Here is a 17,988-nt window from a genome sequence, read left to right as displayed (position 1 = left end):
GTTCCCACGTTGGAGGCATCCCATGACAGACGAGCCGTTCTCCCTTGAGGTCACCATCGCCGCACCCGTCGACGACGTGTGGAACGCGCTGCGCGACCCCAAGCTGATCCGACGCTGGCACGGCTGGCACTTCGAGGGTCTCGACGAGGAGATCGAGGTCATCTACCACCAGAACGTCGTGGAGTCGGCCGCCGAGCGCCGCATGGAGGTCCAGGGCGGCGACCTGTTCGAACTGGCCGACCTCGGCGGCCGTACGCACCTGCGGGTGACCCGCGCTCCGCGAGGTGGCGACCCCGAATGGGACGACTACTACGACGACATCAGTGAGGGCTGGATCACCTTCGTCCACCAGCTCGCGTTCGCCCTGGAACGGCACCCGGACGCCGACCGGCGCACGGTCTTCCTCTCCGGTGCGGCGGCCACACCGGTGCTGGAGGCCACCGGCCTCGCGGAGGTGGCCGGGCTGCCTCCGGCGAGCCCGTACGAGTTGCGGGGCCCCACCGGGGAGACGTTGCGCGGTCAGGTCCGGTTCCGCTCGGCCAACCAGCTCGGTCTCACCGTCGACGGCTGGGGCGACGGCCTGCTCGTCGCCGCGCAGAACCCGCCCTCGCCCGCCAACCCGGGCGGCGCCGCCATGATGGTGCTCACCACATACGGCCTCGACGACGGCGCGTTCGCCGACCTCGAATCCCGCTGGAACGCGTGGTGGGGACGGAACTTCCCCGAGATGCCCGCGAACGACCAGGACGCCCCCGCCGACGCGAAGCGGGAACCGGACGCGTAACGGAGTCCTGCCGGGCGGGAGGTTCCAGCGGCGCCTCCCCCTAACTCAGCACGCGGAACCGCAGATGCGTGACGCGTGCCGACCCGGCCATAAAGGTCCTCTCCAGTTCGACGCGGTCACCGGCCAGGCGGTCGAAGAGCCGGACGCCCGTCCCGAGCAGCACCGGTGCGAGCTGGAGCCGGATCTCGTCCACGAGTCCGGCTCGCACAAGCTGTTCGGCGATGTCCGCCCCGCCCATCACGAGGACGTTCTTCTCCTTCGCCGCCTCCCCCGCCTGCCGGATCGCGCTCTCGAGGCCGTCGGAGACGAAGGTGAAGGTCCCGCTCGTCATGGGCAGTTCCTCCCGCTCCTCGTGGGTGAGCACGAAGGACGGCGCGGGGAACGGTGTGTCCTTCCACAGGCCCACGCCCACGTCGAAGGTCCGCCTGCCCAGCACCACCGCACCCGTCGAGGCGGACAGGTCCCGTTGCACCCCGGCGTCCACCTCCCGGTCGGCATCGTCGTTGAACAGCCATTCGTGGAGCCGCTCGCCACCCTTACCCATGGGGTGCTCGACGCTGACGTCGGGGCCGGCGACGAAGCCGTCGATCGACATCGTGATGTTCAGCAGAACCGTGCCCACGAGATTTCCTCCTGTCGCCGGAACCCGTGTCGCCGGGCCCCCGTTGTCAAGCCTTGACCGTCAGGACTCGGGCGTTGAAACCCTCGTCGATGGGTGTGCGTCTCCCGCGGCGGGTGGGAGGTCATCGCCCTCCTGACGCGGGTCATGCCGCCGTGTCTCGCGTTTTCCTCACCGGGGTGTACCTCGTCCGGTCGTACAGGGCGGGAGCGAGCGCGGTGAGCAGCACGGCGGCGGTGAGGGCGAATCCCGCCGGGTAGCCCACCGGTCCGACCAAAAGCCCGAACCCGACCGCGCCGACGCCGAGCCCGGCGTCGTAGGCGAGGTTCCAGGCCGCGCTCACCTGGCCGAAGGCGGATTCGGGGGCACGCTCGAACATCAGCGCCAGGGTCGCGTTCTGGGCCGCGCCGTACCCTGCTCCGAAGAGCCCCATGCCGACGATCATCGCGAGGGGGTTGTCCACCCAGAAGAGTCCGGCTGTGCCGAGAGCGGCGGCCAGGACGGCGGGGGCCAGCAGGCGAGCGGAACCGTGGCGGTCGCCGTACCGGCCCGCTGCCCAGCGCGCGAGCGGCGTGGCACAGGACTGCACGAGCAGGGCCACCGCGACCAGATCGCGTGCCCCCTCCGGCGCGGCCAGCGGGAGGAAGGTGAGCAGGACGCCGGCGGCCGGTGTCACCAGGGCGAAGACGAGTGCGGGCCTGGCGATCCCGCCGTCGCGGAGGACGACAGGCCCGCGCCCAGTTCGGCCGTTGCCCTTCTCGTGCCGCTCGGTCCGCGCTCGCCGGGAGGGCAGGCCGGGGACGGCGGCCAGCGCGAGCAGTGACAGTGCCGCCCCGGCGGCGAAGACGGGTCCGTAGCCGACGTGCTCGCTCAGCCAGAGTCCCAGCGGCAGGCAGGCGATGGAGGGGACCCCGACGGCCACCCCGTACAGTCCCAGTCCTTCGCCGCGCCGATCGGCGGGAACCAGTTCGGCGATCAGGGCCGCACCGGCCACCACCACGAGCCCGAGCCCGGCACCCCGTGCCAGGCAGATCCCCAGTACCGAGGGCATCGACGCCGACGCGGGCAACAGGAGAGCGGGTGCTCCGAGCAGGAACAGGCCCAGTCCCATGACCGCCCGGTAGCCGTGCGCACGCAGCAGTGCGGGCACCGCGAACTCCGTCAGCACGGTCCCCAGCATCATGGCGCCGGTCGACAGGCCCGCCCCCACGCCGCCCGCGCCGGATGTGGCCGCGTACAGGGGGACGACGGGCGCCAGCAGGTAGAAGCCGCCGAGGGCACCGAGCGAGGCGGTCAGCAACAGGACCAGCGGGCGGTTCAGGATGCCGGCGCGAGTCTTCGCGGAGGTGCCCTTCTGGTGATCCATGGGCCGACCCTAGAGCGGAACCGGCTCGGCGGTAAGGTCCGGTTTCATGTCGATCGAGTGGACCGGTTCGGGACCCGAACTCCTGTTGCGTGTCGACAGGGACCGGCCGGAACCGCTGCGTGTGCAGCTCGAACACGCGCTGCGCGAGAGCATCCGCGCCGGTCGGCTGGCAGCCGGGGAGCGACTCCCCTCCTCACGTGTCCTGGCCCGGGACCTCGGCGTCTCCCGAGGCCTGGTGACCGAGTGCTACGCGCAACTACAGGCCGAGGGCTACCTCGTCACGCGTGGCGGCTCGGCCACCCGCGTGGCCGCCGCGGCCCGCCCGCCGGTGGCCGAGCCGCAGCCCGTGCCCGCTGTGCCGTCCTTTCTCACCCCGTCGCCGGAGTCCACCGTGTTCACCGGGCCCGTTCGGATCGACTTCCGGCCAGGGGTGCCCGACCTGTCGAGCTTTCCCCGCGAGCGGTGGAGCCGCGCCCTGCGGCGCGCCTGCCGCGATGCGCCCGGTGACCTGCTCGGTTACGGCGATCCTTACGGTGACCCTGTGCTGCGCGATGTGCTCGCCGCCTACCTGCGGCGGGTCCGCGCGGCGGCCGCGGACCCGTCGCACACCGTCGTGTGCGCGGGGTACGCGCAGGGACTGCGACTCGTTCTGCGGGTGTTGGCGGGGGAGGGGGTGCGCGTCGTGGCGGTCGAGGATCCCGGTGACCCCGACTGCCGCGCCGTCGCCGCGACGCTGGGCTTCGACCTCGTCGCGGTGCCTGTCGACGAGCGCGGTATCGACGTCGGCGCGCTCGCGACCTCCGGCGCGCGTGCCGTGCTCCTCACCCCCGCCCACCAGTCGCCCACCGGTGTCGTACTGGCTCCCGACCGGAGACAGGCACTGATCGCCTGGGCCGTCGCCCGTGACGCGACGATCGTCGAGGACGACTACGACGCCGAGTTCCGCTACGACCGCGAACCGGTCGGTGCCCTGCAGGGCCTCGCCCCCGACCGGGTGGCGCTCATCGGTTCGGTGAGCAAGTCGCTCGCCCCGGCTCTGCGTCTCGGATGGATCCTCTGCCCGCCTCGTCTGTCCGCCGACGTCGCGCATCAGAAGCGGCTCGCCGACCGTGGCTCGCCGGTCTTCGACCAGATCGCGCTCGCCGACCTGTTGAGGTCAGGTCAGTACGACCGCCACCTGCGTCACATGCGGCCACGTTACGCCGCCCGGCGCGCGGCCCTCGTCGAGGCGCTGGGACGGCACGCGCCCGAGGTCGAGCTGCGCGGGCTGGCCGCCGGGTTCCACGCGGTCGCCCAACTGCCGCCGGGCACGGACGAGCGTGTCGTGGTCGAGGCCGCCCGCCGCCGGTCCATCGGGTTGTACGGGATGAGCGGCTATCTCCTCGGTCCCCAGGAAGGGCGGCCGTCTCCCGCGCGGCTCGTCCTCGGATTCGGCAATCTGACCTCGGACGCCGTCTCCGACGGCATCGCCATCGTCGCGGACCTGCTGCGGGGCTGTTGAGCCGCGGAAAGCCCTGTTGGCGCGAGAGTGCCGCTGCCGTTTTCTCGCGGGGTTCACACCCACGTCAGAACGGCTTCTTCCTGGGGGTCCACACCCGCGTTGGAGCGACGGGGCCTTCACGCCCGATTCGGGACGGCGGCCTCGTCGTGAGGACTCACGCCTCCTTGAGGATGGCGGCCACCGACTCGCGCAGCGGTGTGGTGGGGCGGCCGATGAGGGCGCTGAGCTCGCCCGGGGTGGGGGAGAGGGCTCCGCGGACGATGTCGAGGTCGATGTCGGCGTACATGGTCGCCGCCGGCTCGGGCAGGCCCGCGTCGATCAGCGCCTGGCGGTAGTCGGCGTGCGGCAGGTCCTGGTAGACGACCGGCCTGCCGGTGGCCGCCGACACCTCGGCGGCCAGCTCGGGCAGGCTCCAGGCGGTGTCGCCGGAGAGTTCGTAGATCTTGTCGCCGTCTTCCTCGCGGGTGAGCACGGCGACGGCCGCGGCCGCGAAGTCGGCCCGGGCCGCGCTGGCGACGCGGCCCTCAGCGGCGGCGCCGAAGATCACACCGTGCTCGACGCCCTGAAGGACGGACGCCGCGTAGACCTCGGTGTAGAAGCCGTTGCGCAGGAAGGTGAACGGGATCCCGGAGGCGCGGATGTGTTCCTCGGTGCCTCGGTGGTCGGCGGCCAGCGCGAGGGGCGTGGTGTCGGCGTGCAGCACGCTGGTGTAGACGATGCGGGCGACCTCGGCCGCTCTGGCGGCGTCCACCACGGCGCGGTGTTGTCCGAGGCGTCGTCCGACGGCGTCGCCGGAGATGAGCAGGACCGTGTCGCCGGGGGCGAAGACTCCCTTGAGCGTCTCCGGCCGCTCGTAGTCGGTCTCCTTGATCTTGACGCCGCGCGCGGTCAGGTCGGCCGCCTTGCCGGAATTCCTCACGGCGGCCACAACATGATCGGCGGGCACGCTCTCCAGCAGTCCGTCCACCACCAGGCGGCCGAGCCGGCCGGTGGCACCGGTGACAACGATCATTTCACTTCTCCTCGCTCGAAGGGTTCGCCGCCAGGTTAGTACTAACTAATAGATAGCGCCAACTAAAAGTTAGTACTCTCTTTGGGGTGGTGTGGCGAGAAAGTAGGGTGGAAGGATGGACGACCGGGTCGCGACCCCGCAGGACGAGTTCAGTCAGCTCACCTTCGACGTCTTCATGCGTGGATGCGTCTCGCGCGAGACGATGGAGCACATCACCGGCCGCTGGGGCATCCTGGTCATGGTCGCGCTCCACGAGGGGACCTATCGCTTCAATGCCCTGCGCCGCCGGGTCGACGGAGTGAGTGAGAAGATGCTCGCCCAGACCCTGCAGGCCCTGGAGCGCGACGGCCTGGTCCACCGCGAGGCCGAGCCGACCATCCCCCCGAAAGTCGAGTACAGCCTCACGCCGCTCGGTGCCCAGGCGGCCGCGCGCCTGCTCGACCTCATCGAATGGCTGGAGGGTGAGATGCCCGCGGTGATGGAGGCTCGTGCACGTCACGACCGGACCAGAGACGATCACCGGACGACGTAGGCGGGCCACCCGTCGCGTCGGTCCGGCGGCCGGGCGACCCTCATCGCGGAACGAGGCTGCGAGGAGAGCGGGGCCGGATCGGTGCGCGGCCGGAAAAGCGGATCAAGAAATGTCGCCGGGGGCCGATAGCGTGTCCGGCATGAGCGACAAGATCATTGATTCCCCCACCGACCGCGTCTCCGCGCCCCTTCGCGCCTACGTCGAGTCGAACGGCGTCGCGGCGGTCGTCGCTGGAGCGCGCGGTGCGCGGTCTCGACCGGGCGGGTAACGAACCGAGCCGGCAGCAGGGGCGAGCGGGCGTGCCGCGCGCTCCGGTGACACTCGCCGTGAAACCCGGATAAAACGGTCAGCCGCTACGGCTCCGCTAGCCAGGAAGAGCAGTACGATCTACTGTAATTGACAGTAAACCGTGCGTAAGGAGTGGGACGTGGATCTTATCGTGCCGCCGACGGAACGGCTCTGGTGATGGCCGGTCAAGCAACCATCGGTGACCGCATCCGCGGATTGCGGTTGAGCAGGCACATGTCCCAGGCGCAGTTGGCCGGGCCAGACCTGTCTGACAGTTATGTTTCGCTCATCGAGTCCGGAAAACGAACCCCCACACCGGTCGTCACGCGCCTGCTCGCCGACCGGCTCGGCTGCGGCATGGAGTTCCTCCTCCACGGGATCGAGCCGCACCAGCGCGTCGACACCGGGCTCGCCCTGCGTCAGGCCGAGCTCGAACTGTGTCACGGGGACCCGGCCGCCGCGGCCGAGCTCTTCGCCGACACGGCCAAGGCGGCGAGTGACGACAGCGCCGTGCTCGCGGCGCAGGCGCGTTTCGGTCATGCTCGCGCGCTGGAGGCCCAGGGGGACACGGCGCGGGCGGTCGAGGCCTACGAGCGGCTTCGCCACGAGGCCGTGACGCATCCCGAGCGTCTCGCCGTCCTTCCCGTCGCCGTGGCGCTCTGCCGCTGCTACCACCGTGCCGGTGACACGATGCGTGCCCGGGATCTCGGGCTGGAGGCCCTGGTCCAGGCCGAGCGGCTCGGGATCGACCGGGGTGAGCTCGCCCTCGACCTCGCCGCGGTGCTCGCCGAGACCGAGATCGACCTCGCGTACGTCGAGCGCGTGCTGGTGATCTCCCCGCTGCCCGACGCCGTTGACCGCGACTCGGAGGTTCTCAGCCTGTGGCGGGCCAGCACGGCCGCGGCGGAGGAGGAGGACTCGTCGCTCGCCGCGCGGCTCGCGGCGGAGGCCGTCGCCGCGGGCCGGCCCGCGCGGATGGCCATCCGCCACGTCCAGAGCGCGATGCGCTGGGCATGGATCGCCACCGTGCGTCCTGAGGACGCCGACCTCGACCGGGCAGGTGAGTTCGCCGCCTCGGCGGTCGAGATTCTCTCGCGGCTGTCGGCCGGGACGATCGAGCACGCCCGTGGCCTGGTCGTTCTCTCCCGCGTACGGCTGCGCTCCGGTGACGTGGAGGTCGCCACCGGTCTGGCCGAGCAGGCTCTCGGCCTGCTCGCCGACATGCGGGGGACGGTGCCGGCGATGGCACACGTGGTTTTGGCCGAACTGGCTCTGGCACGCTCCAAAAACGGAGGCGCGGCACTGGTGAAGGCGCAGGAGCTGCTCACCGATCCGGACGCCTCCGCGGCTCCCGTCGTCGACCGGGAGTCGGCCAGGCTCTGGCGTGAGATCGGTGACCTCTGGGGCCGGACCGGGGCGGCCGAAGAGCAGATGAACGCCTATCGCAGGGCGCTCGAAACGGTGGGGGTCGGTCCACGCACGGAAACGCCGTCCAGTTCGAAGTGGCGTGAGGTGGTGATCCCGGCGAGTCCGGCGATCCCCGCGCACCTCGGGGTGTCGCACGAGTCGAGAGCCGGGTGAGATCTTCGCCCTGACGCATTGACGCCGTGCCCCTCCGGCCTTTTGGAGTGGGCACGCGTCGATGAAGCCGGTGGATTTCACCCGGTTACCGTACGTCGATCCCATGACGAAACGGGACGTCCGGCCAGGAACCCCGTACATCAGCGAGGAGAATCTCCCGGACCCCTTCGAGGGACAGGACTTCCTGCTCGGGCCGGGAGTGCACCTGCACTGGTCGCTTCCGGACGCGCTGACCCGGCTCGTCCAGGAGGGCGGGAAGACGCGGGTGCCCGTCGTGCCGAACCGGTGGCTGGTGACGCGCCGCAGGGAAGGGGTATTGGAACGTTCCCGGTTGGTCGAGAGCGACTACCTGGCCGCACCGGACGACGCGAACGCGGCCGGGATCGCGTTCCCCGTGACCGACGGCGGAGTTCCGTTCCGCAGGCTCGGCCGGGCCGTGCCCCTTGGGAGGTGGCGGCCCGGCCTGTCGGGAGACAGGCTGCCGCAGGTGACGGCGATCGGGTGCGGCGATCCCACCTTCGCGGCCTTCTACCCGGGCTGCCACAGCGTGTTCGGTTTCCACGACACCGACTTCACCGGCTCCCGCCCGCCGAGCGGCACCCGGTACGAGGTCGCGGGCTGGTTCTCGGCCGCCGCGCAGGACACCCTCGCCGACCTGACCACCGGAGCCGGATGGCGGGCCGCGCCGGCGGACGGGTTCGGCTGGGGTGTCCCCGACGGCAACGCCCGCCCGGCGTCCACGGTGTGCTACGCGTCGCTGATCTTCAGACCGGACGTAAGGGCCGCCACGTCCCTGTCCAGCGACCCGGCCTTCCCCTGGACGAAGCTACCGGCGTTCACCCGGGCCGCCGACCAGGGGCTGGACCTGGCGGCCGGGGCGCGGACCCGCTCGGCCCAAGACCCTGCGCGCCGCCGACGGCTCGCCGAGCCCGTCGATCCCCTCCCAGACGCTCGGCACGTCGAGAACGGTGCCCGTTACGGCCCTGGCGAACGCGATGGCGGAGACCCTGAGGGTGTCTCCCTCCACCTTCGACTCGGCCGCCTTCGCCCGCCAGATGATCGAAACCGCGGAACGGGTCACGTTCCTCCGCATCCCCTGAGGCCGTTCACGGCGCGGCAGCCGATATCCGGCACGCGCCCCCCTGCGGTGTCGTGAAGCCCTCGGCACGAAAACCTGTGGCCAGGTGTCGTGCCGAGGCGGTTTACTGTCACGGCATGATGATCTTCGGTCCCGTGATCGACACCCGGCCTCTGTTCTCACGCGAACGTCGCGCGCTGCTCGACCTGCTCGGATCACTGGATCCGCAGGATTGGGAGCGGCCGACGGTCTGTCCGGGGTGGAACGTTCATGATGTCGTCGGACACGTACTCAACGACTACCTGCGTCGGCTCTCGGGCGGTCGGGACGGGTACCATGGTGCCGTTTTCGCCGACGATGAGACGTTGCCCGCCTACCTGGCACGTGTCAACGAGGAGTTCGTCCGGGCGTTTCGTCAATGCAGCCCGCAGGTGATGATCGAGCTGCTGGCCCACCTGGGCCCCGAGCTCGACGCCCTGTGGTCGGTCCGCGACTTGGACGCCCCCGCCGATCTGGACGTGTCCTGGGCCGCCACCGATCTGACCAGTCCCGCCTGGCTCGACATCGCCCGCGAATACACGGAGTTCTGGGTCCACCAGCAGCAGATACGCGATGCCGTCTCCCGCCCGGGCGCCGACGACCCGGATCTGCTGGGCCCCGTCATCGACACGTTCCTGCGTGCGCTGCCCCATACCCTGCGGGCCGAGACCCGCCCCGAGGGCACGGTCATCCGATTCGACGTCACCGGCCCGGCAGGCGGTGTCTGGTTTGTCGCACGACAGGCCGGTCGATGGCACATGGCTCCTGGCGACACGGTGGACGAACCCGTCGCGCATGTCACGATGGATCAGGATGTGCTCTGGCGTCTCGCCAGCCGTGGAATCACCGTTGAGGAGGCGCGACGACGCTCGGACACGCGCGGCGACCTCGGCCTCACCTCGGCCGCCACCACTCTCCTCGCGGTCGTCCGGTAACCCACACGGCGGGTCCTTCGTCACCGAGACACCGGAACGGGGTGGCACCCGGCCAGGGTGGAGCGTCCCGCGCGACCGGAGTGGTGGCGACGACCGAAGCGGTGGCGATCCGCCCGATGCCGGTGACCCCGGCGTCGGGCGGAGGTCCTGTCAATCCTGCCGGCGGGACTTCAGCCGCGCGGACAGGGCCGCCGCCTGGGTGCGGCGCTCCATGCTGAGCTTGGACAGCATGTTGGAGACGTAGTTCTTGACGGTCTTCTCGGCCAGGTGCATCCGCTCGCCGATCTGCCGGTTGGTCAGGCCCTCGCCGATGAGTTCCAGGATGTGCCGCTCCTGGTCCGTCAGCGCCTCCAGGGGATCCTTGCGGGCGGCCTGCTCGCGCAGCCGCGCCAGCATGGCCGAGGTCGTCTGCGGGTCGAGCAGCGACTGGCCGCCGGCCACCGTACGCACGGCGCCCACCAGGTCCGAGCCGTGGATCTGCTTGAGCACGTAGCCGGACGCGCCCGCCATCACCGCGTTGAACAGGGCGTCGTCGTCGGCGAAGGAGGTGAGCATCAGGCAGGCCAGATCCGGGACCCTGGAGCGGACCTCCCGGCACACGTCCACCCCGTTGCCGTCGGGCAGGCGTACGTCCAGGACGGCGACGTCGGGCCGCAGCGCCGGAATACGGGCCACCGCCGACTCGGCGGTCCCCGCCTCGCCGATCACCTCGATGTCGCCCTCGGACTCCAGCAGCGCGGCCACGCCCCGCCGTACCACTTCGTGATCGTCGACCAGGAACACGCGAATCATGCCTCGGATGGTAGTCCTCCCACGACCTCGCCTGTAGGGACCTAGGTCCTTAGCGGGTCCTCAGCGGGTCCTTGGCGCCGCCGCCGTACGACCTCGCGGGTCACGGGCCGGGCTCCCCGGGGAGCGAGATCTTTCCCTCGCCACCCGGGTTAGGTTAGGCTAACTTTAATCGCGTGCCTCCTCCCGTAAAGAGCGCGTACCTCGCCAAACGGCTCGCCGGTCTGTGCCTGCTGGGCGGCCTGCTGCTGCTCGCCGTACTGGCCGGAATCGTGATCGGCGCCAAGCACATCCCGCTCGACCAGGCGATGGCCGGGGTGTTCTCCCCGGACGGCTCGGAGAACGCGCTGATCATCCAGGAGTTGCGGCTGCCGCGCACACTGCTGGGGGTCGCCGTGGGGGCGGCGCTCGGACTGGCGGGCGCGCTCATGCAGGCACTGACCCGCAACCCGCTGGCCGAGCCGGGACTGCTCGGCGTCAACGGCGGCGCGGCGGTGGCGGTCGTGACGGTGATCGGTCTCTTCCAGGTGGACGACGTCCTCGTCTACGTGTGGGCGGCGTTCCTCGGAGCCGCCGGAGCCGCACTGCTCGTCTACCTGATCGGGTCGCGCGGCCGTTCCGGCGCCACACCCGCGCGGCTCGTCCTCGCGGGCGCCGGGATCAACGCGGTGTTCAGCTCACTGACGGCGGGGATGATGCTGATCAGCCCGCGCAGTTTCAACGGCTTCCGCTTCTGGCAGGTGGGCTCGCTGTCCGGACGCGACCTCGCCCTCTTCGTGCGGATCGGCCCGTTCCTGCTGGCGGGAACGGTGCTGGCGCTTCTCCTGGCGCGCCCGCTCAACGCCCTCGCCCTGGGGGAGGACACGGGGCGCGCACTGGGTGCCAGACCAGGCAGGACCCGTGCGCTGGGGGCGCTCGCGATCGTGGTGCTGTGCGGCGCCGCCACGGCGGCGGTGGGCCCGATCGCGTTCGTCGGGCTGGCGGTGCCCTTCATGGTCAGGGCGCTGGTCGGCCCCGACCAGCGCTGGGTACTGCCGTACTCGCTGCTGCTGGCGCCGGTGCTGATGCTCGCCGCCGACGTCATCGGGCGCGTGGTCGCGGCGCCCGGCGAGCTGGAGACGGGCCTCGTCACCGCGTTCCTCGGCGCTCCCCTCCTGGCACTGATGGTCCGTCGCGGAAGGGTTCCCCAGCTTTGACGTCCTCCGCCCGCCTGAAAGCGGGGGATTCCAACGCCGCTTACCCCATGGGGAGGAGGTCGCGTTGAGGTTCACGGTTCGCCGGCTCCGGCAATCCGGAGCCTCCCCGTGCAGCCACCGCATGCCCTGCGGCAGTGTCGCGAACGTTTTTGGCCGCGTTCACGTCGGCGTTGGCCCGGTGCCCGCAGGCGACGCACAGGAAGAGAGCTTGGCTCTCGCGGCTCTCCCTGGCGAGGTGCTTGCAGGTGTCGCAGGTCCGCGACGTGTAACGGGGGTCGATCTTCTGGACGCGTCCCGGGGCTTTCTGCTCCAGCCGGGCCACGAGCTGACCCCAACCTGCGGCGAGGACGCCCCGGTTCAGGCCCGCTTTTTGGCGGACGTTCCTCCCGGGCGCTTCGAGGGTGCCCTTAGCCGACCGCGTCATGTTGATGATCTTCAGGTCCTCGACCGCGATGACGTCGAAACGGCGCGCGAGATCAGTGGAGGTCTTCTCGACCCAGTCTTTGCGGCGGTCGGCCTCACGGGCTTTCAGCTCCGCGATGGCGGCCTTGACCTTGCCGCGCCGGTTCGATCCCCGCTGAGCGCGGGCGAGCTTCCTCTGAAGTTTGAGCAGCCGCTTCTTCTCGGTGTCGCGCAAGGTGGGCGCGTTCAGCAATTCGCCCGTGGACAGCGCCGCCGACACGACCACGCCCCGATCCACGCCAACGACCTCACCCGAACCGGGTGCGGGGACCGGCTCAGGAATCGCGGCGAACGCCACATGCCAACGACCCGCCCGATCACGGGTGACGCGGTAGGACTTCACACCTTCGGGGACGGGACGCGACCAGCGCAACCGCACCCACCCCACCTTGGGGATCCTCACTTCGCCGACATTACGCGACAGGCGGCGCACGTCACCGGGTTTGACCGCGACGATACGGAACCCCTCACCCTGCCCGCGTTTACGCCACGTCGGACGGCGGTGGGTTTTGCCGAAGAAGTTCGCCATCGCCTGGTGGAAGTCCTTGAGGGCTTGCTGCTGGACGATGATCGACCCGCCGCGCAGCCACTCGAACTCGGCGCGCGCTTCGGTGAGCTGTCGGCACTGCTCAGCGAATCCCGGCGCGGACGTACGGCCCGGCTTCCGGTGGGCGTGCTGCTCAACCGCGAGGTTCCACACGAACCGGGCGTGCCCGCAGTGCTCGGCCAACGCCTGCCCTTGGGCAGGCGTTGGCCGAAGCCGGAAGCGGGACACGTCGATCAACCTACCGAAGCCCACCGACAAAACCCGGAGACCCTCATGCGCGACCGTTCCGCGTTTTCTCCCCGCCCTGAAGGACGGGGCATCCACGCTGTAGGTGTTCGGTGAGCACGAGTCGTGTCCTGCGCGTCGGGGCGATGTCCCTGCGGTGGGAGCCGCGCGTCGTCGCGGTGTGCGTCGCGCTGGCGGCCCTCGCGCTGGGGACGGCGGTGGCGGTGGTCGGCAGCGGTGACTTCCCCGTCTCCGCCGCCGAGGTGGTGGGGGCGCTGACCGGTCGGGGGGAGCGGGCCACGGAGTTCATCGTGCTCACGTTGCGCCTGCCCAGGGCGCTCACCGCCCTGCTCGCCGGCGCGGCGCTCGGCCTGAGCGGGGCCGTCTTCCAGAGCATCACGCGCAACCCGCTGGGCAGCCCCGACATCATCGGGTTCACCACGGGGTCGGCGACCGGCGCGCTGCTGCAGATTCTGGTCATCGGCGGCGGCGCTTTCGCCGTCGCGGCCGGCTCCGTCCTCGGCGCGGTGCTGACCGCGCTCGCCGTCTACCTGGTCGCCTACCGGGGCGGGGTGCACGGCTACCGGCTGATCCTGGTCGGGGTCGCCGCGGCCGCGATGCTCGAGGCGTTCAACGCCTATCTCGTCACCCGCGCCGAGTTGCGTGAGGCGTACGAGGCGGCGTTCTGGCTCACCGGCAGCCTGAACGGCAGGGGCTGGCTGCACGCGTGGCCACTCGCCCTGGCGATGGCCGTGCTCGTGCCGGCCGTGCTGGCCTTCGGGGGCCGGCTGCGCATGGGCGAGCTCGGAGACGACGCGGCCCAGGCGCTCGGCGTGCCGGTCCAGCGGACGCGGGCCGCGCTTGTAGTGATCGGGGTGGGGCTGGTGGCGGTGGCGACCGCGGCGGTGGGGCCGGTCCCGTTCGTCGCGCTCGCCGCGCCGCAGCTGGCGCGCGGGCTCACCCGCAAGCCCGGTACGCAGCTCGTACCGGCCGCGCTGATGGGCGCGACGCTGCTCGTACTCAGCGACCTGGTGACGTTGCACCTGCCGGTCGCGGTGCCGGTCGGCGTGGTCACCGGGGTGCTCGGCGGCGTCTATCTGGTCTGGCTGCTCTCGACCGAGGGAGTGAGAGGACGGGCGTGAGCGGCCGGGTGTTTCGAGGTGACGGCGTGCTGAGGAGTCCTTCCGGCTGTGGCGCTCAGAGAGGCCGCGCGCCCTGGATCACGCGAGTCGTCATAAGACGTACGTTGACGGTCGAATGCCTCTAAATTAGGTTAGCCTTACCTGACTTAAGGGGAGCTTCGTGCTGACCAGGGAAGAACTGCACCGTTCGCTGACAGACCTGCTCGGAGAGGGGGTGGAGGCGCACGACAATCTCATCGAGCTGGGCATGGACTCGATCCAGCTGATGGGACTGACCGGCCGCCTGCGCCGCCTCGGCGTCGAGGTCGGCTTCGCCGAACTCGCGCGGCGGCCCACCCTGGCCGAGTGGTGGGAACTGCTCGCCGAGCGCGGCGCCATCGCGCCGCACCCGCTTCCGTCCCCGAACTCCGCTTCCGAGTCTGTTTCCGGGTCTGTTTCCGAGACCAAGGCCGGTTCTGCTTCGGATTCCGGACCCGAGTCAGGCTCTGGCTCCGGGCTCGGCCCCGGTGTCGCCCTCGACGGCGTTCCCACCCTCGCCGCGGAGCGGGGGGACGTCGAACCGGACGGGCCGTTCCCTCTCGCGCTCATGCAGCACGCCTACTGGATCGGCCGGGACTCGGGCCAGTCGCTCGGCTCCGTCGCCGCGCACCTCTACGTGGAACTCGACGGCCGCGAGATCGACCCCGCCCGATTGGAGGCGGCCGTCGTGGCACTCGTCGAGCGGCATCCGATGCTGAGGGTCGCGATCTCCGACGAGGGAACCCAGCGCATCCTGCCGGAGCGGCCGGGACCCGCCGTCACGGTGCACGACCTGCGCACCGTGCCGGATCCCGCCGAAAAGCTGGAACGGCTGCGCGCCGAGATGTCCACCCAGCGCCTCCCCATCGAGGCGGGCCGGGTCTTCGACGTGCGACTGAGCCTGCTGCCTTCCGGCGCGACGCGGCTGCATCTGGACGTCGACATGGTCGCCGCCGACGCGATGAGCTACCGCACGCTGCTGGCCGACCTCGCGGCGCTGTACGAGGGCGAGAACCTGCCGCCGATCGCGTACAGCTATGCGCGCTATCTCGCCGCCGACCCGCGCGCCGAGGCCCGCGCCCGCGACCGGCGCTGGTGGGGTGAGCGGCTCGGCGAGCTGTCCGGGCCACCCGAGCTGCCGGTCGTGCCGCAACCGGGCGACCGCGTCGTCCGCAAGCACCACTGGCTGCCTCCCGAGGACAGGCAGCGGCTCATCGCCCGCGCCCACCGCGAGGGTGTCACCCCTGCGATGGCGCTCGCCGCCGTCTTCGCCGAGGTGATGGGCGCCTGGTCGGCGACCCCGCGCTTCCTGCTGAACCTGCCGCTGTTCCACCGCGAGCCGATCCACCCCGACGTGGACGCCGTGGTCGGCGACTTCACCGGTTCCATCCTGCTTGAGGCCGACCTGTCGAGGGAGTCGCCGTTCACCGAGCGCGCCCGCGAGTTGCAGGCGCTGATGCACACGGCCGGTGAGCACAGCGACTACTCCGGCCTGGAGGTACTGCGGGATCTGTCGAGGTCGCGGGGCGAGCAGGTGCTCGCCCCGATCGTCTACACCAGCGCGCTCAACCTCGGCGAGCTGTTCGGCGACCGGGCGCGGCGCAGCTTCGGAGAGCCGGAATGGATCATCTCCCAGGGGCCGCAGGTGCTCCTGGACGCCCAGGTCACCGAGGTCTCCGGCGGACTGCTGCTGAACTGGGACGTGCGCGACCCCGCCTTCCCCGAAGGCGTCGCCGACGCGATGTTCGCCGCCTACGCGGGGGCGATCACCCGCCTGGGCGCGCCGGACGCCGACTGGAGCGAGCCGCTGCGGATCGGCGCCTCGCCGGACCGGCTGCGCCTGCGGCACGAGCTCAACGGCCAGCCACCGCCGCCCGCGCGGACGCTGCACGAGGAGTTCTTCGCGCGGGCGCGCCGCACCCCCGGCCTCCCCGCGCTGCACTGGGGCACAGACGGGACCGGCGACACCGATGGCACAGGCGGCACTCGTGGCGCCGACGACATCGGTGACGATGGCGGCACGCTCACGTACGGCGAGCTGGCCGACCGTGCCCTGCGCGTCGCCGCCCATCTCGTGGAGCGGGGGGTGCGGCCCGGTGACCGGGTCTCGGTCGAGCTGCCCAAGGGGCCGGACCAGGCCGTGGCGGTGCTCGGCGTGCTGGCGGCCGGGGGCGCATACGTGCCCGTCGGAACGGGGCAGCCCGCCGTCCGGCGGGAGAGGATCCTCAGGACGGCCGGGGTCGCGGTCTCGCTCACCTCGGCCGTGACGCACCCCGCGCCGCTGGACGGGCCGGTGCCCGTCCCGCCCGACCAGGTCGGCTACGTGCTGTTCACGTCCGGCTCCACCGGGGAGCCCAAGGGCGTCGAGGTCTCGCACCGGGCCGCGATGAACACGATCGGCGATCTGGTCGAGCGGTTCTCGATCGGCGAGGCGGACGTGTCGCTCGCCGTGTCGGCCCTCGACTTCGACCTGTCGGTGTTCGACCTGTTCGCTCTCTGGTCGTCCGGCGGCGCCGTGGCGATCCCGCTGGAGGACGACCGCCGCGACGCCACCCGCTGGGCCGAACTGGTCGAGCGGTGGTCGGTGACCGTGCTGAACTGCGTGCCGTCGGTGCTGGAGATGCTGCTGCGCACCGGCCCCGCGCCCAGCCTGCGGCTGGTCCTGCTCGGCGGCGACCGGGTCGGCACGCACCTGCCCGCGCTGCTGCGGGAGCGCTCACCGGGGGCACGGTTCGTCGCGCTCGGCGGTACGACGGAGACCGCCATCCACTCGACCGTGATCGAGGTCGACGGCGAGGTGCCCGCGGACTGGACGACGGTCCCGTACGGCGTGCCGTTGCGCGGGGTGGCCTGCCGGGTCGTCGACGAGGCCGGGCGCGACCGCCCCGACTGGGCGCAGGGCGAGCTGTGGATCGGCGGCGCGGGTGTGGCGGACGGCTACAGCGGCGACGCCGAGCGCACCGCCGACCGTTTCGTCGTCCACGAGGGCATCCGCTGGTACCGGACCGGGGACATGGCCCGTTACCGGCCCGACGGCACGCTGGAGTTCCTGGGACGGCGCGACCACCAGGTGAAGGTGCGCGGGTTCCGGATCGAACTCGGCGAGGTCGAGACCGCGCTGGAGAGCAACCTCCGGGTGCGCCGAGCCGTCGCGCTCCTCGCCGACTCGCGCCTGGCCGCCGCGGTCGTGCTCGCCGGGGAGGCGGGACGGGAGGCGGAGCCGCGGAGGACGGGGCAGGAGAAGGCCAGGACGGAGGAGGCGGGGCAGGAAGGGACGGGCCTGGAGAAGACCGGGCAGGGAGAGGCGGGGCCCGAGGAGAGCGTGACACGGGAACTGCTCGCCCATGTGCGGGAACTGTTGCCCCCGCACATGGTTCCCGACCTCCTGGTGCCCCTGAAGGCGCTCCCGCTCACCGCGAACAACAAGGTGGACCGCAAGGCGCTCGCCGCCCTCGTCGCAGCGGCGGCGGGGGAGACGGGCACGCCTTACGCAGCGCCGGGCACGGCGCTGGAACGGGTGCTCGCCCGGGTCGTCGGCGAGGTGCTCGGCGTGCCGAGGGTCGGCGCGCACGACGACATCTTCGCGCTCGGCGGCGACTCGGTGCTGGCCACCACGGTCATCGCGCGGCTGCGCGAGGCGCTCGACGCCTCCTCGCTCCCCTTGCGCGCGCTGTTCACCGAGCGGACCGTGTCGCGCGTCGCCCGCCGGTTCGCCGAGGTGGAGGAGGTCCCCGGCAGGCTGGAGGCGGTCGCCGAGATCTGGCTCATGGTCGAGGACATGTCAGAGGACGAGCTCACCGAGCGCCTGGGCGCGGAGGAGCCCGGCTGACGGTCCGCGACCGCCCCCGGCGGGACGTGACCGCCGGGGGCGGTC

General features: G+C 71.4%; 15 protein-coding genes. 10 read left to right on the top strand and 5 right to left on the bottom strand.

Annotation, left to right across the window (positions count from 1 at the left end; genetic code table 11):
* Window positions 1-22 precede the first annotated feature (22 nt).
* Window positions 23-784 (top strand): SRPBCC domain-containing protein, encoded by a 762-nt coding sequence (locus ABZ664_RS26830; RefSeq protein WP_362515541.1) that lies wholly within the window; start codon window positions 23-25, stop codon window positions 782-784.
* Window positions 785-824: 40 nt separating this feature from the next.
* Here ABZ664_RS26830 and ABZ664_RS26825 read toward each other — a convergent pair whose 3' ends face one another.
* Window positions 825-1,406 carry a dihydrofolate reductase family protein gene (locus ABZ664_RS26825; RefSeq protein WP_362515539.1) on the bottom strand — a complete coding sequence of 194 codons (582 nt, stop codon included), beginning with the start codon at window positions 1,404-1,406 and terminating at the stop codon, window positions 825-827.
* A 142-nt stretch (window positions 1,407-1,548) separates the two neighbouring features.
* Entirely contained in the window at window positions 1,549-2,769 is a 1,221-nt protein-coding gene (locus ABZ664_RS26820; protein ID WP_362515537.1) for an MFS transporter, read from the bottom strand.
* Window positions 2,770-2,815: 46 nt separating this feature from the next.
* Here ABZ664_RS26820 and ABZ664_RS26815 point away from each other — a divergent pair, with 46 nt between their 5' ends.
* Window positions 2,816-4,270 carry a PLP-dependent aminotransferase family protein gene (locus ABZ664_RS26815; protein ID WP_362515535.1) on the top strand — a complete coding sequence of 485 codons (1,455 nt, stop codon included), beginning with the start codon at window positions 2,816-2,818 and terminating at the stop codon, window positions 4,268-4,270.
* A 154-nt stretch (window positions 4,271-4,424) separates the two neighbouring features.
* On the opposite strand, the gene ABZ664_RS26810 is transcribed toward ABZ664_RS26815, so the two are convergent.
* On the bottom strand, window positions 4,425-5,282 hold the full coding sequence (locus ABZ664_RS26810) for an NmrA family NAD(P)-binding protein (RefSeq protein WP_362515533.1): 858 nt from the start codon (window positions 5,280-5,282) through the stop codon (window positions 4,425-4,427).
* 115 nt (window positions 5,283-5,397) lie between these two features.
* On the opposite strand from ABZ664_RS26810, the gene ABZ664_RS26805 reads away from it, so the two are divergent.
* The 5 genes from ABZ664_RS26805 (at window position 5,398) to ABZ664_RS26785 (ending at window position 9,735) form a co-directional block, all read left to right on the top strand.
* Window positions 5,398-5,814 carry a helix-turn-helix domain-containing protein gene (locus ABZ664_RS26805; RefSeq protein ID WP_362515530.1) on the top strand — a complete coding sequence of 139 codons (417 nt, stop codon included), beginning with the start codon at window positions 5,398-5,400 and terminating at the stop codon, window positions 5,812-5,814.
* A gap of 139 nt (window positions 5,815-5,953) precedes the next feature.
* A complete protein-coding gene (locus tag ABZ664_RS26800) occupies window positions 5,954-6,082 on the top strand; it encodes a hypothetical protein (RefSeq protein ID WP_362515528.1) in 129 nt (42 codons plus the stop codon).
* Window positions 6,083-6,279: 197 nt separating this feature from the next.
* Window positions 6,280-7,683, top strand: a complete 1,404-nt coding sequence (locus ABZ664_RS26795; protein ID WP_362515526.1) for a helix-turn-helix transcriptional regulator — start codon at window positions 6,280-6,282, stop codon at window positions 7,681-7,683.
* Window positions 7,684-7,786: 103 nt separating this feature from the next.
* Entirely contained in the window at window positions 7,787-8,839 is a 1,053-nt protein-coding gene (locus ABZ664_RS26790) for a hypothetical protein (protein ID WP_362515524.1), read from the top strand.
* Window positions 8,840-8,898: 59 nt separating this feature from the next.
* Window positions 8,899-9,735, top strand: coding sequence for a maleylpyruvate isomerase family mycothiol-dependent enzyme (locus tag ABZ664_RS26785; protein WP_362515522.1), 837 nt, complete (start codon window positions 8,899-8,901; stop codon window positions 9,733-9,735).
* A gap of 150 nt (window positions 9,736-9,885) precedes the next feature.
* On the opposite strand, the gene ABZ664_RS26780 is transcribed toward ABZ664_RS26785, so the two are convergent.
* Window positions 9,886-10,527, bottom strand: coding sequence for a response regulator transcription factor (locus ABZ664_RS26780; RefSeq protein ID WP_350947273.1), 642 nt, complete (start codon window positions 10,525-10,527; stop codon window positions 9,886-9,888).
* 173 nt (window positions 10,528-10,700) lie between these two features.
* Between ABZ664_RS26780 and ABZ664_RS26775 the strand changes: the two genes are divergently transcribed.
* Complete coding sequence (locus ABZ664_RS26775; RefSeq protein ID WP_362515519.1) at window positions 10,701-11,720, top strand: iron chelate uptake ABC transporter family permease subunit; 1,020 nt, start codon at window positions 10,701-10,703, stop codon at window positions 11,718-11,720.
* Window positions 11,721-11,760: 40 nt separating this feature from the next.
* Here ABZ664_RS26775 and ABZ664_RS26770 read toward each other — a convergent pair whose 3' ends face one another.
* Window positions 11,761-12,957 carry a transposase gene (locus ABZ664_RS26770; RefSeq protein ID WP_362515886.1) on the bottom strand — a complete coding sequence of 399 codons (1,197 nt, stop codon included), beginning with the start codon at window positions 12,955-12,957 and terminating at the stop codon, window positions 11,761-11,763.
* 110 nt (window positions 12,958-13,067) lie between these two features.
* On the opposite strand from ABZ664_RS26770, the gene ABZ664_RS26765 reads away from it, so the two are divergent.
* Both ABZ664_RS26765 and ABZ664_RS26760 read left to right on the top strand, forming a co-directional pair.
* On the top strand, window positions 13,068-14,096 hold the full coding sequence (locus ABZ664_RS26765) for an iron chelate uptake ABC transporter family permease subunit (RefSeq protein WP_362515517.1): 1,029 nt from the start codon (window positions 13,068-13,070) through the stop codon (window positions 14,094-14,096).
* 160 nt (window positions 14,097-14,256) lie between these two features.
* The gene (locus ABZ664_RS26760) at window positions 14,257-17,943 is read left to right on the top strand and encodes an amino acid adenylation domain-containing protein (RefSeq protein WP_362515515.1); all 3,687 of its coding nucleotides are present in this window, start codon (window positions 14,257-14,259) and stop codon (window positions 17,941-17,943) included.
* Window positions 17,944-17,988 lie beyond the last annotated feature (45 nt).

The sequence above is a fragment of the Streptosporangium sp. NPDC006930 genome, assembly GCF_040635605.1.
GTDB lineage: Bacteria > Actinomycetota > Actinomycetes > Streptosporangiales > Streptosporangiaceae > Streptosporangium.
The sequence above is the reverse complement of the archived record's forward strand: the minus strand, read 5'-3'. Positions and strand labels throughout refer to the sequence as shown.